Raw genomic sequence first — 13,899 nt, 5'->3', positions numbered from 1 at the left:
AGACAGGCGGACAGATCGATGACATTGAACCTTTCCATGCCCGGACAGGAAGAACTCAAGCCTCGCATCACGGTGTTTGGTGTGGGCGGCGCTGGCGGCAACGCGGTCAACAACATGATCGAGAAGGCGCTTGAAGGCGTTGATTTTGTTGTCGCGAACACGGACGCGCAGGCGCTTCAGCAAAGCAAGGCGCAGAACCGCGTGCAGCTGGGTGTGAAAGTGACCGAAGGGCTGGGCGCAGGCGCGCGGGCTTCGGTCGGTGCGGCAGCAGCCGAGGAAAGCATCGAACAGATCGTCGATCATCTTGCTGGCGCGCACATGTGTTTCATCACTGCCGGCATGGGCGGCGGCACTGGCACCGGCGCGGCCCCGATCATCGCGCAGGCCGCGCGTGAGCTGGGTGTCCTGACCGTCGGCGTCGTGACCAAGCCCTTCCAGTTCGAAGGCGGCAAGCGCATGAAGCAGGCCGAAGACGGCGTCGATGCGCTGCAAAAGGTCGTCGACACGCTGATCATCATTCCGAACCAGAACCTGTTCCGCCTGGCCAACGAAAAGACAACCTTTACCGAGGCGTTCAGCCTTGCGGACGATGTCCTGTACCAGGGTGTCAAAGGCGTGACCGACCTGATGGTCCGTCCCGGCCTGATCAACCTCGACTTTGCCGACGTGCGCGCCGTGATGGACGAGATGGGCAAGGCCATGATGGGCACCGGCGAGGCAGAGGGCGAAGATCGCGCCATCCAGGCCGCCGAAAAGGCCATCGCCAACCCGCTGCTGGACGAAATCAGCCTCAAGGGCGCACGCGGCGTGTTGATCAATATCACCGGCGGCCACGACCTGACCCTGTTCGAACTGGACGAGGCGGCAAACCGCATCCGCGAAGAAGTGGACGCCGATGCCAACATCATCGTCGGCTCGACGCTGGATGACGGCATGGCTGGCGTGATGCGCGTGTCGGTCGTCGCCACCGGCATCGACGCGGTCGATGTGAACGCCGAAATGCCGCTGCCGCGCCGCAGCCTTGCGCAGCCCCTGCCGCAGCAGCATGTCGCCGAACCGGCCCCCGCTCCGCGTGCCGAAGCGCCCAAGCCGGTCGTCGCCAAGGCCCCGGTCGAAGAGCAGTACGAAGCCGAAGAGCCGTCGCTGTTCGCGGACATGCACGGATCGCAGGACGAACCCGAATACGAAGAAGTGGCCGAGGACGATCTGCCGCCGCCGGCCTACCAGCCGCGCGTCGCCGAGTTCCAGCCGCAGCAGGACACCATCGAAGCCCACCCCGAGGATTTCGTGGCCCCGCGCGCCCCGGCGCCCGGCACGCCCAGCCCCGACGCGCTGGCCCGGCTCAAGCATGCTGCCGCGACCCGCACCCAGCAGTCGCGCGAAGCCGCCGCCCCGACCCATTCGGCCGAAGGCGACAAGCCGCGCTTTAGCGTGAATTCCCTGATCGGCCGCATGACGGGCCATGGCCAGGGCGGCGAAGCCCCGGCTCAGCCGGTCCGCCGTCAGCAGCCCCCGGTGCAGTCGCAGCGCCCGGCACCGGCCCCGGTGCAGGATGTGGACAGCGATCCGGAACAGGAAAAAATCGAGATCCCGGCCTTCCTGCGGCGCCAAGCCAACTGATTTCCGGTCAAATCCCTGTGAAAACGCCCCCGATTTAGGGGGCGTTTTTTGTTGTAAGAACAAAGGCTTGTGACCGGATTGGCGGAATTGCGCGGGGTTTCGCCGAAAGGATTACAGCCGTGTTTCACTTGGTTACAATCTTTGATTTGAGCCCACGGGCCCTGTGCCGTACCTCATATTCCAACACTGCGGGCGCCATAAGTCCGCGTAAGGAAGCAGGTCATACCGTGCAGACAACCATTCGCAGCGCAATCAGCTTTCAGGGCGTCGGTCTTCATTCCGGAGAGCCGGCCAAACTGACGATTCGTCCGGCGATGGCCGAGCACGGGATCTGGTTCAAGCGCACCGACATTTCGCTGGGTGATACCCTGGTGCCGGCCCGTTATGACGTGGTCGAATCCTCGCCTTTGTGCACCCTGATCAAGAACGCCGCCGGCGTATCCGTGTCGACCATCGAACATGTGATGGCGGCCCTGGCCGGTTGCGGCATCCACAATGCCCTGATCGAGATCGACGGCCCGGAATGCCCGATCCTTGACGGATCTTCGGCGCCCTTCGTGCGCGGTATCCTGTCGCGCGGCGTGCGCGAGCTGACGGCGCCGGTGCGGGCCATCGAAATCCTGTCTCCGGTATCGGTGCACACGGCCCATGGCTGGGCCCGTCTGTCGCCCGAGCAGGGGACAACCATGTCCTTCCACATCGACTTTGACGACAAGGCGATCGGCGTTCAGGACAAGCGTCTGAACCTGGCCAACGGCAGCTTTGTGCGTGAACTCTGCGACAGCCGCACTTTTTGCCGCGCCTCCGACGTCGATGCGATGCGCGCAGCGGGCAAGGCGCTGGGGGGCACCTATGAAAACGCGGTCGTCGTCGACGGCGACAAGATCCTGTCGCCCGGCGGTCTGCGCCACCAGGACGAAGCCGTGCGCCACAAGATGCTGGACGCGCTTGGCGATCTGTCGCTGGCCGGCGCCCCGATCCTGGGCCATTACGAAGGCCACAAGGCCGGGCACGCCATCACCAACGCGCTGCTGCGCGAGGTCTTTGCCAATCCCGATGCCTTCCGCATCGTGCTGTGTGACGACGTGATGGCCGCGCGCCTTCCCGGCGCCGGGGTCGAGCGGCACGAAGTGCCCGCCGTCGCCTGACCGGCGTGCGCGCATCGGACACCCTGTTCGGATTGCGCGTATTCCCGCCAGAAATCCCTGCTACAGGTTTCTCTTTGCGTGCGAAAACGCGCTTAAGACATTTTGCACCGGGATTTTCTGTGCTAAGCCCAACTCAAAGGCAGCCCGGAACGGGGCGGCCTCGATGGAGATCGAGGGGATAGTCGAGCATGGCAGCGGGCAGATCGCGGAAATTGGTGATCGTGGGGCTGGCGGTCCTGGCTTTGGCCGGGTGCGATGAACTGCGTCAAAAAGGAACGGCTCCGGGGGGCGGCTCGCTTGAGGGCTTTACCGCCAAGCAGATCTTTGAGCGTGGCGAATACGAAATTTCCGTCGACGACAACGAAGAGGCCGCGATCTACTTCTCGGAAGTCGAACGCCTGTACCCCTATTCGGAATGGGCCAAGCGCGCGCTGATCATGCAGGCCTTTGCCTATCATTCGGACAAGGATTACGAAAACAGCCGCGCCGCCGCGCAACGCTTTATCGATTTCTATCCGGCCGATGACGACGCGGCCTATGCCCAGTACCTGCTGGCGCTGTCCTACTATGACCAGATCGAAGAGGTCGGCCGCGACCAGGGCCTGACCTTCCAGGCGCTGCAGGCGCTGCGCACAGTGATCGAACGCTATCCCGACAGCGAATACGCGCGCTCGTCGATCCTGAAATTCGACCTGGCCTTTGACCACCTTGCAGGCAAGGAAATGGAGATCGGGCGCTATTATCTCAAGCGCGATCACTATGCCTCGGCGATCAACCGGTTCCGCGTCGTGGTCGAGGATTTCCAGACCACCACCCACACCCCCGAGGCGCTGCACCGCCTGGTCGAGGCTTATCTGTCGCTGGGCCTTGTCGAAGAAGCACAGACCGCCGGCGCGATTCTGGGCTACAACTACCAGTCCACCGAGTGGTACGAGGACAGCTACAAACTGCTGACCGGGCAGGGGCTTGAAATGAAGATGTTCGGCGACAGCTGGCTGTCGAAGATATATCGCCAGATGATCAAGGGCGAGTGGATCTAAGGGGTGGCGGGGTAGTACCCCGCCCTACGGAACGTCATGCTTCGGGCGCTTGAAATCCGCGATATGCTGATCATTGACCGGCTGGACCTTGCGTTCCAGCCTGGCCTGAACGTGCTGACCGGCGAAACCGGCGCGGGCAAATCCATCCTTCTCGATTCGCTTGGCTTCGTGCTGGGCTGGCGCGGCCGCGCCGAACTGGTGCGCAGCGGCGCCGACCAGGGCGAGGTGACAGCCGTCTTCGAACTGCCCTCTGGCCACGCCGCCTTTGACGTGCTCGAAGAGGCGGGGCTGCCCGTCTGCGACGAACTGATCCTGCGCCGGGTGAACACCGCCGACGGGCGCAAGACCGGCTGGATCAACGACCGGCGCGTGTCGGGCGAGGTGCTGCGCCGCCTGTCCGAAACGCTTGTGGAACTGCACGGCCAGCACGACGACCGCGGGCTGCTGGACCCAAAGGGGCACCGCGCGATCCTCGATGCCTTTGGCGTGCCGCAGGACATGCTGGACCGCACCCGCGACGCCTGGACCAACCGCGCCGCCGCCCGCAAGGGTCTGGCCGAGGCCCGCGCCGCCCTCGAGGCGGTGCAGGCCCAAGAGGATTTCCTGCGCCATTCCGTCGCCGAACTGGACAAGCTGGCACCGCAACCCGGCGAAGAGGCAGAGCTGGACACAAGGCGCCGCATGATGCAGGCCGCCGAAAAGATCCGCGAAGACATCGCGCAGGCCTCCACCGCCCTGGGCTATGACGGCGCCGAAGGGGCGATGTCAGGCGCCCTGCGCTGGCTCGAAGGCGCGGCCGACAAGGCCGAGGGCCGGCTGGATGCCCCAATCGGTGCGCTGGTGCGCGCCATGGCCGAACTCGACGAAGCCGCGCGCGGCGTGGCCGATTGCCTCGATGCGCTGGAATTCGACCCGAACGATCTGGACACCACCGAAGAACGGCTTTTCGCGCTGCGTGGCCTGGCCCGCAAACACGGCGTGCAACCGGACGATCTGGCCGATCACGCCGCCACGCTGACCCGCCAGCTCGAAGCGCTGGACGCCGGCGCGGCGCGCATCGACACCTGGGAACGGGCGGTCCGCGACGCCGATGCCGCCTATGACAAGGCCGCGCAGGCGCTGACGGCGGCACGCAAGGCGGCGGCAACGCGGCTGGATGCGGCGGTCGCCTCGGAACTCGCCCCGCTCAAGATGGAGCGCGCGGTCTTCCTGACCGAAATCGCCACCAGCGGCGCCGGGCCCGAAGGAACCGATGCAGTGCAATTCACCGTGGCCACCAACCCCGGCGCCCCCTCGGGTCCGCTGAACAAGATCGCCTCGGGCGGCGAGTTGTCGCGCTTTTTGCTGGCGCTCAAGGTCTGCCTGTCCGAACAGCAGGGCAGCGGCGTCACCATGATCTTCGATGAAATCGACCGCGGCGTCGGCGGCGCGACCGCCAACGCGGTGGGCCGCAGGCTGCTGGCCCTCTCCGAAGGCGGGCAGGTTCTGGTGGTCACCCACAGCCCGCAGGTTGCGGCGCTTGGCGGGCACCACTGGCGGGTGGAAAAACGCGTCACCGGGGACATGACAACCTCGACGGTGATTCCGCTGGGCGCAAACGACCGCGAGGCTGAAATCGCCCGCATGCTGGCCGGCGATACCGTCACCGACGAGGCCCGCGCCGCCGCCCGCGCGCTTCTGGCCGGCTGAACCAGCCGCCCCCGGCGCATCCGCACCGCGCCGCTGTTTCCTCTTGCCAGAAATATCCCGGGGGTCCCGGGGCAGCGCCCCCGGTCGGTCGTATCGGCGCAGCCGATACGAAACCGCTCAGTTGCCGCGCAGCAACTTGCCGGGATTCATGATGTTCTGCGGGTCCAGCGCCTTCTTGATCTGCCCCATCACATCCCAGGCCTCGCCGTGCTCGGCCTCCATCAACCCGGTCTTGCCCATGCCGATGCCGTGCTCTCCGGTGATCGTCCCGCCCAGTTGCAGCGCACGCAATCCCATGCGGTGCGACAAGGCCTTGGCAGCCTCAAGCTGGTCGTGGCGGTCCGGGTCCAGCAGCAGGACGGCGTGAAAATTGCCATCCCCCACATGGCCCAGGATCGGCCCCGGCAGGGGTGATGCGGCGATGTCATGCTGGGTTTCCTCGACCGCCTGCGCCAGCCGCGAAATCGGCACGCAGATATCGGTGACCAGCGCCCGCGCCCCGGGGCGCGAGGCAAGGATGGCATAGTATCCGTTGTGGCGCAGAGCCCAAAGCGCGCGGCGCTCTTCTTCCTTGACCGACCAGCGAAATGGCGATCCGTCGTGGTCCTGCACGATCTCGGCAAAGCGGGCCGCATCCTCGGCCACGCTGTCCGGCGATCCGTGGAATTCCACCATCAGGTGCGGCGCCTCGGCCATGTCGGTGCCGGCATAGGCGTTAAAGGCGCGGGCGGTATCGGCGCAGGCAAATTCGATCCGTGCCATCGGAATGCCCATCTGGATGGTTTCCTGCACCGCCGCCACGGCGCTGGCCATGTCGGGAAAGGAACAGATCCCCGCGCTGGTCGCCTCGGGGATGCCGTGCAGCTTCAGCGTCAGCTCCGTCACCAGGCCCAGCGTGCCCTCGGATCCGACGAACAGCGCCGTCAGATCATAGCCCGAGGCCGATTTGCGCGCCCGCGTACCGGTGCGGATCACCCGCCCGTCGGCCAGCACCGCCTGCAGCCCCAGCACGTTGTCGCGCATCGACCCATAGCGCACCGTCGTGGTTCCCGATGCCCGGGTCATCGCCATGCCGCCCAGGCTGGCATTGGCCCCTGGATCAACCGGAAAGAACAGGCCGCTGGCGCGCAGCTCCTGGTTCAGCGCCTCGCGGGTGACACCGGGCTGCACCGTCACGTCCATGTCTGCGGGACGGATTTCCAGCACCTTGTTCATGTGCATGAAATCCACCACCACACCGCCGCGCACCGCCAGCCCGTGCCCCTCCAAAGAGGTCCCGGCCCCCCAGCCGATCACCGGCACCCCATGGGTTGCGCAGATCTGCACGATGCGCCGCACCTCTTGCGCGGTTTGCGGATAGGCGACCGCATCGGGCGGGGTAACCGGAAAATGGCTTTCGGAATGGCCATGCTGGTCCAGATCGGACTTGGATCGGGACAGGCGTTCGCCTAGGACTTGGGTAAGGTCGTCTAGTGCCTGCGCAATCTGCATTGGGCTCTCCGAAAAAGGTTAATGCACCTTAACGGCGAGTTGCGCGCGGGGGAAGTCACCGGATTGGGGGACGGGGAATTGTGGGGTTTCGCGAAAAAGCAGGCCAGCCTGGCGGCGATGAATTTCGCGCGCGGCTGGGATATGCTGCGCCACCAGGGCCCGTCGCAGATCCAGTTCTGGTTCATCGCCCTGGGCGTCGGGGTTGCCTCGGGCTTTGCCGCGATCCTGTTCCGCTTTGCCATCGAATGGTTGCAGGCGACGCTTTACGGCACAAGAAACGTCAACGCGCTGCACAGTTTTGCACAAACCCTGCCGTGGTATTGGGTGCTGCTGATCCCGGTGGCGGGCGGCATCGCGGTCGGGCTGATCGTGCATTTCTTTACCCCTGACGGGCGCGTGCGGTCGGTTGCCGATGTGATCGAGGGCGCGGCGCTGAACGACGGGCGGGTGGAAAAGAAGGCCGGGATCGCCTCGGCGCTGTGTTCCTGGATCACCCTGTCGACCGGCGGCAGCACGGGGCGCGAAGGGCCGGTTGTGCATATCGCCTCGATGATTTCCAGCTGGGTCGCCAACCTGCTGCGCGTCGATGGCATCACCGGGCGTGACCTTTTGGGCTGCGCCGTGGCCGCCGCCGTTTCGGCCAGTTTCAACGCCCCCATCGCCGGGGCGCTTTTCGCGCTCGAAGTGGTGTTGCGCCATTTTGCCCTGCATGCCTTTGCCCCCATCGTGGTGGCCAGCGCGGCGGGCACCGTCATCAACCGGCTGTTTTACGGCGATGTGACCGAATTCGTGCTGCCGGGCACCACCACGGTGGAATTCTACCTGGAGCTTCCCGCCTTTTTCATCCTGGGCCTGGTCTGCGGCCTTGTGGCGGTGATCATGATGCGGGCAATCTTTTTCGCCGATGATTTCGAGTCGTCGCTGCAAAGCCGGCTGGGCCTGCCGCGCTGGTTGCGCCCGGCGGTGGCGGGGTTGCTGCTGGGCGCCATTGCGATCGAATTCCCCCATATCATCGGCGTCGGCTATGAAACCACCAGCCGCGCGCTGTCCGGCGGGCTGGTCCTGCACGAAGCCTTTGTCTTTGCCGTGCTCAAGGTGATCGCCGTGGCCATCACCATGGCGGGCCGCATGGGGGGCGGGGTGTTTTCCCCGTCCTTGATGCTGGGCGCGCTGACCGGGCTGACCTTTGGCCATATCGCCACGGGCCTGTTTCCCGATGTGTCCTCGGCCTTTACGCTATACGCCTTGGCGGGGATGGGCGCGGTGGCGGCGGCCGTTCTGGGTGCGCCGATTTCGACCACGCTGATCGTGTTCGAACTGACCGGAGACTGGCAGACCGGGCTGGCGGTGATGATCTCGGTGTCGATGTCCACGGCGCTGGCCTCGCGGTTGGTGGACCGGTCCTTTTTCCTCAGCCAACTCGAACGGCGCAACGTGCATCTGGCCGCTGGCCCGCAGGCCTATCTGCTGGCGATGTTCCGGGTGCAGGGCGTCATGCGCAAACCCGATGCCGAAGGCGCCGCCGACGAGGCCACCTGCCTGACGATGATCGAACAGGGGCTTTACGTCATGTCCACGGCAACGCTGGAAACCGCGCTGCCGCGGTTTGACAAATCCGGGGTGGCTTTCTTGCCTGTGGTCTTGCTGGACGACGCAGGCGCGCCCGTGCTGCAGGGCGCATTGTTCCATGTCGACGCGCTCAAGGCCTATAACCGCGCGCTTGCGGCCACCGCCGCCGAAGAACACTCCTGACCCCCTCAGACGCCCGCCGGATCGGGGCGAATTTCCGCCGATCGGATTTTGCCCGCTTTGGAAGAATCCCAAGGCTTGGTAAACAGCCGCCCAAAGCCGTGAGACAACGGCGTTCCCAATGACAAGGCGATGGACAGGATGACCAAACGGGTAGTGCGCAAGGCTCTGGGCCGATTTTCGATTTTTGCAGTTCTGGCCCTGACGGCCGCCTGTGCCCGGCAACCGGCCGGCACCGCGGACATCCAGATCGGCCTGCCCGAAGGGATCGACCTGGACAAACGCGCCTTTGCCCTGCGTGAGGTCGATATCAAGCATCAGAACGGCCAGCGTGTCTGGTGCGTGCCCTTTGCCCGCAACGCATCGGGCGTGCAGATTCGCGGCGATGCCCACACCTGGTGGGGCAAGGCCAAGGGCCTTTACGATCGCAGCAAGACGCCGCAGCCCGGCGCGGTCATGGCCTTTGCCTCGACCAAGGGCATGACCCGCGGCCATGTCGCCGTGGTGTCCAAGGTGGTCTCGCCGCGCGAGATCATGATCGACCATGCCAACTGGGTGCGCAACAAGGTGTCGCTGGGCATGTCGGTCATCGACGTGTCCGAGCGCGGCGACTGGTCGGCGGTCAAGGTCATGTCGACCCCCGGCGCCTATGGCAAGACCTACCCGGTGAACGGCTTCATCCTGCCCGAGCAATCCGACAGCTGATCACTAGGTGCCCGCCGGGCCGCGCATCGCCTGCGCCCCGTGCCGCCCCGGATTCAAGTGAAAAAGCCAGCCTTGCAAGGGCTGGCTTTCTTTCTGGCGCAAAGGTTTGCAGCGGTCCGGGACAGCGCCCGGACAGGGAAGGGCGCGCAGACCTGCCTCAGACCTGTTCGACCGCGACGCCGTCCTGAACGTTGAACGCAAGATAGCCCTTGATCGCGGCAACCTCGGGCTTGGGGTCCTCGTAGGACCAGACAGCATTCGCATAGGTCTTGGACTTGGACATGATCGAATAATACGACGCTTCGCCCTTGTGCGGGCAGCTGGTCTTGTGCGCGGTGGCATCCAGCAGGGCGGTGGCGATATCCTCGCGGGGGAAATAGATGACAAAGGGCAGATCGCCCTCGGCCAGTTCCAGCGCGCGGCTGCTTTCGCCGATGACCGCGCCGCCAGCGCGAACAACCCAGGTGCCTTGTGCCGGTGAAATCGAAATCGTCGTCATGGTCGCATCCCCCTGTCTTTTTTCAAGCAACGCGCGTGTCCATCTGACACGGCTTTGTAAAGATCTCCTGTCAGATACCCCGACAGGCCTCTGACAACCAGCCCCCTGCGACATCATCGACCAGCGGACCAACCCGGCGCAGCACCTCGGCGTGATAGGCGTTCAGCCAGTCGCGTTCGGCTTGGGTCAACAGCGCAGGCACGATCAGGCGGCGGTCGATGGGCACCCAGGTCAGGGTTTCAAAGCACAACATCTGCGGCACGCTCTGGCCGGGCAGGGCGGGGGCCTGTTGAACGGCGATCAGGTTCTCGATGCGGATGCCATAGGCGCCTTCGCGGTAGAAGCCCGGCTCGTTCGAAAGGATCATCCCCGGTTCAAAGGCCACGGTGCCGGTGCGGCTGATCCGCGCCGGCCCCTCGTGCACCGACAGATAGCTGCCCACCCCGTGCCCGGTGCCGTGACCATAGTCCAGACCGGCCTCCCACAGGGCGGCGCGGGCAAAGGGATCAATGTCGCGCCCCGCCATGCCTTTTGGAAAGCGCAGCCGGGAAATCGCGATCATGCCCTTGAGGACACGGGTGAAAATCAGCGCCTCTTCCTCTCCGACAGGGCCGATGGCCACGGTGCGGGTGATGTCGGTGGTGCCATCGACATATTGCCCGCCGCTGTCCACCAGCAGCAATTCGCCCGCCCGCAACGGGCGGTCGGTGTCCTTGGTCACGCGGTAATGCACGATGGCCCCGTTCGGCCCGGCGCCGCTGATCGTCTCGAAACTGATGTCGCGCAGGGCATTGGTGCCGCGGCGCTCCGCCTCGAGCCGCTGAACCACGGAAATCTCGGTCAGATCCCCCGGCGCCTCGGCGTCCAGCCAGGCCAGAAAGCGCACCATGGCGGCGGCATCGCGCAGATGGGCGGCGCGGCTGCCCTCCAGCTCGACGGAGTTCTTGCAGGCCTTGGGCAGGATGCAGGGATCGTCGGCCTCGATCATTGTGCGCCCCTCCAGCGCGGCGGCAACGGCCACGGGGCAGGATGCCGGGTCGATCCGCACCGGCCCCTCCAGAGCACGCAGCGCCGCCTCGAACCCGCTTGGGTCCGCGACTGTCACCCGTTCGCCCAGGTGCTCCCTGACATCGGTCAACTTGGAAGCCGCCATGAACAGGGTCACACGCGCGTCACCGTGCAACAGGGCAAAGCCCTGCGGTACGGGATTGCGCGCAACGTCGCTGCCGCGAATGTTCAACAGCCAGGCAATGGAATCGGGCAGGGTGATCACCGCCGCCCGCGCCTCTCCAAGCCCGGCCGCCAGGCGCGCAATCTTGTCCTCATGCGCCTCACCGGACAGGGCAATCGGCTGGGCAAAGACCGCGCCCATGGGCGCTGCGGGCTGATCTTCCCAGATCGCATCGATCAGGTTGTCACAGGGGCGCAGGTCATGGGGCAGCTTGGAGTCCAGCCCGCGCAACTGCTCCACGGTCATCAACCAGGGGTCAAAGCCCATGGTCCCCGCAGGAAGGGCCGCGCCGATCCAGTCCGCCAACGAGGTCTCGGGCCAGTCGACCTTTTCGAAACACTCCGCCACCTGCGTCTTGACCTGCACACGGTAGCGCCCGTCGACAAAGACCGCAGCCCGCGCGCGCAGGGCCACGCACCACCCGGCAGACCCGGTAAATCCGGTCAGCCAGGACAGCCGCTCGTCGCGAGGGGCCACATACTCCCCCTGATGGGCATCGGCGCGCGGCACCAGGAACCCGTCAACCCCAGCCGCCTGCATGGCTACGCGCAAAGCCGCCAGCCGCTCGGGGCCCTGCTCGGGCGATGCGGTGGTTTCGAAACTCTGGAACATGGCGGCCTCCTGCGTTCTTTGCCCGCAGTCTTAGCCGTTTTCGCGGCGCAGGCCAGAGCCATCCTGCCCCCGGCCGTTTCCTCTTGCCCAAAATATCCCGGGGGGCGCGCGGCCCGGCCGCGCGGGGGGCAGAGCCCCCGCCAAACGCTTGTTTGCGCAGCAAACAAGCGTCGGTCGACGCGCGCCAGCGCGGCGAAACCAGCGCCCCTTCAGGCGCTGCGCTTGATTCCCATCACCCGCGCCCGGGCCCGCGGATCGCTGTCGAAAAGAGAGGCCAATTGCTCGGTCATCGCGCCGGCCAGCTGTTCGACATCGGTGATCGTGACAGCTCGGTCATAATACCGTGTGACGTCATGGCCGATGCCGATGGCCAGCAATTCGACCTGCCGGCGCTTTTGCACCATGGCGATCACGTCGCGCAGGTGTTTTTCCAGGTAGTTCGCCGGGTTCACAGACAGCGTGCTGTCATCGACCGGGGCGCCGTCGGAAATCACCATCAGGATCTTGCGCGCCTCGGGGCGGCCGACCATGCGGCGGTGCGCCCATTCCAGCGCCTCGCCGTCGATGTTTTCCTTCAACAGCCCTTCCTTCATCATCAGGCCAAGGTTGTCGCGCGTCCGGCGCCAGGGCGCATCGGCCCCCTTGTAGATGATGTGGCGCAGATCGTTCAGGCGTCCGGGCTGCTGTTCGCGCCCTTCGTTCAACCAGGTCTCGCGCGCCTGTCCGCCTTTCCAGGCCCGGGTGGTAAAGCCCAGGATCTCGACCTTGACGTTGCAGCGTTCCAGCGTGCGCGCCAGAACGTCGGCGCAGATCGCGGCGATTGAAATCGGCCGGCCGCGCATGCTGCCCGAGTTGTCCAAAAGCAGCGTCACCACCGTGTCGCGGAACTCGGTGTCCTTTTCGACCTTGAAGGACAGCGGAGTCGTCGGGTTGGCCACAACCCGCGCAAGCCGCCCGGCATCCAGGATGCCTTCTTCCAGGTCAAACTCCCAGGACCGGTTCTGCTGTGCCTGCAGCCGCCGTTGCAGTTTGTTGGCCAGGCGCGACACCGCGCCCTTCAGAGGCTCCAGCTGTTGATCGAGATAGGCGCGCAGGCGCTCGAGCTCGGCCGGCTCGGCCAGGTCTTCGGCCAGGATCTCTTCGTCGTGGTCGGTGTTGAACACCTTGTAGTCCGGGTCGGCCTCGGAAATCGGCGCGGGGGGCGGCGGCTCCAGCGGGGCTTCGCCCTCGGGCATCTCGGTTTCGTCGCCCATCTCCTGGTCAGCGGCCTCGTCCATGGACACCTGCGCCTGGCTGGGGTCCATCGTCTCGTCCTGGGACTGCTCGGGGCTGGCGTCGGCCTCTTCGCCCTGGTCCTCGTCGTTGCCGGTGCTGTCGGGCTGTTCCTCTTCGTCCTGCCCGTCCTGCTGGCCGTCGTCCTCGGCCTCTTCGTCCATCTGGTCGGGATCGTCGCCCAGCTGGTCAGCATAGCCGAGATCGGAAATCATCTGGCGCGCCAGCCGTGCAAAGGCCGACTGGTCCGACAGCACCTTGTCCAGGTTTTCCAGCGTCTCGCCGGCCTGCTTGTCCATGTAGTCGCGCCACAGGTTCATGACGTTGGCCGCCTCGGGCGGCAGCGGGCGCCCGGTGGCAAGGTGGCGGATCAGATACCCGGCGGCCACCGGCAGCGGCGCCTCGGACTTGTCGCGGATCTGGCCATAGCCGCGGCGCGTTGCCTCGTGGCTGATCTTGGCGTCGATGTTGCCGGCGGTGCCGGGCATGTCGCGCGCGCCCATTGCCTCGCATCGGGCGGTTTCCATCGCCTCGTACAATTCGCGCGCCATGTCGCCCGGCGGGGCATAGCGCGCATGGGTGCCATTGTCGTGATAGCGCCGGTGCAGCGCCAGCGCGTCGGCGGTGCCGCGCGCCAGCAGGACCTCGTCCCGCGTCATGCGGCGCGACACCTGCGGCAGGCGCATCGAGTCGCCCGAAACCCCCGCAGGGTCAACGGTATAGGATACCGTCAGTTCCGGATCGTCGGCCATGACCTTGGTGGCCTCGGCGAGGGCCTTCTTGAAGGGATCTGCGGGGTTGTCGGATTGCTGAGCCATGGTCCACATTTCCCCCGAGCGCAGG

Annotated in this window: 10 protein-coding genes; 6 read left to right on the top strand and 4 right to left on the bottom strand. The window is 65.7% G+C overall.

Going from position 1 to position 13,899, the window contains the following annotated elements:
- Window positions 1-18 precede the first annotated feature (18 nt).
- The 4 genes from ftsZ to recN all read left to right on the top strand — a co-directional run bounded on the left by ftsZ (window position 19) and on the right by recN (window position 5,497).
- On the top strand, window positions 19-1,620 hold the full coding sequence (gene ftsZ, locus QF118_RS15410) for a cell division protein FtsZ (RefSeq protein ID WP_282299932.1): 1,602 nt from the start codon (window positions 19-21) through the stop codon (window positions 1,618-1,620).
- Window positions 1,621-1,847: 227 nt separating this feature from the next.
- On the top strand, window positions 1,848-2,768 hold the full coding sequence (gene lpxC / locus QF118_RS15405; protein ID WP_282299931.1) for a UDP-3-O-acyl-N-acetylglucosamine deacetylase: 921 nt from the start codon (window positions 1,848-1,850) through the stop codon (window positions 2,766-2,768).
- Between the two features lie 188 nt (window positions 2,769-2,956).
- A complete protein-coding gene (locus QF118_RS15400; protein ID WP_282299930.1) occupies window positions 2,957-3,808 on the top strand; it encodes an outer membrane protein assembly factor BamD in 852 nt (283 codons plus the stop codon).
- A gap of 36 nt (window positions 3,809-3,844) precedes the next feature.
- Window positions 3,845-5,497, top strand: coding sequence for a DNA repair protein RecN (recN, locus tag QF118_RS15395; protein WP_282299929.1), 1,653 nt, complete (start codon window positions 3,845-3,847; stop codon window positions 5,495-5,497).
- A gap of 117 nt (window positions 5,498-5,614) precedes the next feature.
- Here the strand turns inward: recN and QF118_RS15390 are convergent, their stop codons facing one another.
- Complete coding sequence (locus QF118_RS15390) at window positions 5,615-6,988, bottom strand: FAD-binding oxidoreductase (protein ID WP_282299928.1); 1,374 nt, start codon at window positions 6,986-6,988, stop codon at window positions 5,615-5,617.
- Between the two features lie 117 nt (window positions 6,989-7,105).
- Between QF118_RS15390 and QF118_RS15385 the strand changes: the two genes are divergently transcribed.
- Together QF118_RS15385 and QF118_RS15380 are read left to right on the top strand one after the other, a co-directional pair.
- Window positions 7,106-8,740, top strand: a complete 1,635-nt coding sequence (locus QF118_RS15385; RefSeq protein ID WP_282302497.1) for a chloride channel protein — start codon at window positions 7,106-7,108, stop codon at window positions 8,738-8,740.
- 138 nt (window positions 8,741-8,878) lie between these two features.
- A complete protein-coding gene (locus tag QF118_RS15380; protein ID WP_282299927.1) occupies window positions 8,879-9,442 on the top strand; it encodes a CHAP domain-containing protein in 564 nt (187 codons plus the stop codon).
- 157 nt (window positions 9,443-9,599) lie between these two features.
- On the opposite strand, the gene QF118_RS15375 is transcribed toward QF118_RS15380, so the two are convergent.
- From QF118_RS15375 to cobT, 3 genes are all read right to left on the bottom strand, one after another.
- Window positions 9,600-9,941, bottom strand: a complete 342-nt coding sequence (locus QF118_RS15375) for a DUF427 domain-containing protein (RefSeq protein WP_282299926.1) — start codon at window positions 9,939-9,941, stop codon at window positions 9,600-9,602.
- 70 nt (window positions 9,942-10,011) lie between these two features.
- Window positions 10,012-11,784: an aminopeptidase P family protein gene (locus QF118_RS15370; protein ID WP_282299925.1), complete on the bottom strand. Its 1,773-nt coding sequence runs from the start codon at window positions 11,782-11,784 to the stop codon at window positions 10,012-10,014.
- Between the two features lie 209 nt (window positions 11,785-11,993).
- A complete protein-coding gene (gene cobT, locus QF118_RS15365) occupies window positions 11,994-13,874 on the bottom strand; it encodes a cobaltochelatase subunit CobT (protein ID WP_282299924.1) in 1,881 nt (626 codons plus the stop codon).
- Between the last annotated feature and the right edge of the window lie 25 nt (window positions 13,875-13,899).

Source organism: Tropicibacter oceani (assembly GCF_029958925.1).
GTDB classification, from domain to species: Bacteria; Pseudomonadota; Alphaproteobacteria; order Rhodobacterales; family Rhodobacteraceae; genus Pacificoceanicola; species Pacificoceanicola oceani.
The sequence above is the reverse complement of the archived record's forward strand: the minus strand, read 5'-3'. Positions and strand labels throughout refer to the sequence as shown.

Coding starts and splice junctions, on each gene's coding strand:
- ftsZ (WP_282299932.1), top strand. CDS start 19: ATGACATTGAACCTTTCCATGCCCGGACAGGAAGAACTCAAGCCTCGC.
- QF118_RS15400 (WP_282299930.1), top strand. CDS start 2,957: ATGGCAGCGGGCAGATCGCGGAAATTGGTGATCGTGGGGCTGGCGGTC.
- recN (WP_282299929.1), top strand. CDS start 3,845: ATGCTTCGGGCGCTTGAAATCCGCGATATGCTGATCATTGACCGGCTG.
- QF118_RS15390 (WP_282299928.1), bottom strand. CDS start 6,988: ATGCAGATTGCGCAGGCACTAGACGACCTTACCCAAGTCCTAGGCGAA.
- QF118_RS15385 (WP_282302497.1), top strand. CDS start 7,106: ATGAATTTCGCGCGCGGCTGGGATATGCTGCGCCACCAGGGCCCGTCG.
- QF118_RS15380 (WP_282299927.1), top strand. CDS start 8,879: ATGACCAAACGGGTAGTGCGCAAGGCTCTGGGCCGATTTTCGATTTTT.
- QF118_RS15375 (WP_282299926.1), bottom strand. CDS start 9,941: ATGACGACGATTTCGATTTCACCGGCACAAGGCACCTGGGTTGTTCGC.
- QF118_RS15370 (WP_282299925.1), bottom strand. CDS start 11,784: ATGTTCCAGAGTTTCGAAACCACCGCATCGCCCGAGCAGGGCCCCGAG.
- cobT (WP_282299924.1), bottom strand. CDS start 13,874: ATGGCTCAGCAATCCGACAACCCCGCAGATCCCTTCAAGAAGGCCCTC.